Below are 1,249 nucleotides of genomic sequence, written 5' to 3' on the forward strand. Positions count from 1 at the left end.
GGTAGAAAAGCGTACTTTTTTTCATAGCTTTCGGGGGACAAATAACCGAGTGTGGAGTGTCGTCTCCGCAAATTATAGAAGTCATCGATGTAATGGCCGATGGCCTTTCGGGCGTCTTCTCGTGTTCGGAACCGGCGGCGGTAGATCAGTTCTTTCTTGATGGTGGCGTGAAACGATTCGATGCAGGCGTTGTCATAGGGATCTCCCTTGCGGCTCATGCTGATCTTGAATTTTCCTGTATTCAGGCACTCGGTGTATTTTTCGGAACAGTACTGGGATCCGCGATCCGAGTGGTGAATCGGCTCACCTGAGGGATTCCGCAAGAGCAGCGCCTCCTGCAGCGCCCCCAGTGGCAGTTCCGCCTTCATCGTGACATCCAAGCTCCAGCCGACAATCTTGCGGGAGAACAAGTCCATCACGCTCGCCAGGTAGAGCCAGCCTTCCATTGTCCAGATATACGTTATATCAGCTACCCAGACTTTATTGGGCTGGTCGACATTGAACTGGCGCTCGAGAAGATTCGGATAGACAAATTGGCTGTGATTAGAATCGGTCGTTGTCACGAACTGTTTGACTGGCAAAGCGCAGAGCTCAAGCTCCTTCATGTAACGACCCACGGTTCGTTCGCAAATGGAATAACCCTGCGCCTTGAGGTCCTCAAGAATGCGCGGGCTACCGTAGGTGCCATAGCTTTCATGATACGATTGAGCGATTTTTTGCAGAATCTCTTCTCGCAGAAGCTGCCGTTCTGTGCGGTGAGCTGTGATCAGCTGAGTCCGCCATTTATAGTAACCGCCTCTGGATACGCCAAGTAAATTACACATCATCAACACGTCGTATTCGTTCCGGTGCTCTTCAATGAACGAAAAGATTACGTGCGGCTTTTCATGAAGACATGCATGGCCTTTTTTAAGATTTCTACCTCATCGTCACGCTCTTTCAGCCGGTTTTCCGTCTCTCGAAGCTTCTTCTCCATTTCTGAAAAGGTGACCCGGGGTTCACCTGTCGGATTGGCCAATCGATCCTGCTTTTCCCGGTAATCTCTCGCCCATTGCCGAATTGTTGTGGCACTGACGCCAGCTTCATATGCCAGGTCGGTAGCTTTCCGTCCTTCTTCAATATGAAGCTTGGCGATATATTCCTTATACTCTGCATCTTTGTGTTTACCCATAATGGACACGTCCTTTTGATTGATGGTTTTAGTATGTCGAAAACCGATGAGCCGTGTCCACTTTTAAGTCTAAACCCA

General features: G+C 49.6%; 2 protein-coding genes. Both read right to left on the reverse strand.

Annotated elements, in window-relative coordinates:
- A partial coding sequence (locus tag CXF70_RS06610) for an IS3 family transposase (protein WP_158241160.1) occupies positions 1-872 on the reverse strand: 872 nt, incomplete at its 3' end.
- On the reverse strand, positions 872-1,171 hold the full coding sequence (locus CXF70_RS06620; protein ID WP_101802015.1) for a transposase: 300 nt from the start codon (positions 1,169-1,171) through the stop codon (positions 872-874). The genes CXF70_RS06620 and CXF70_RS06610, both read right to left, overlap by 1 nt.
- Between the last annotated feature and the right edge of the window lie 78 nt (positions 1,172-1,249).

Origin of the sequence: Planomicrobium sp. MB-3u-38 (assembly GCF_002836425.1) — a bacterium.
Taxonomy (GTDB): Bacteria; Bacillota; Bacilli; order Bacillales_A; family Planococcaceae; genus Planococcus; species Planococcus okeanokoites.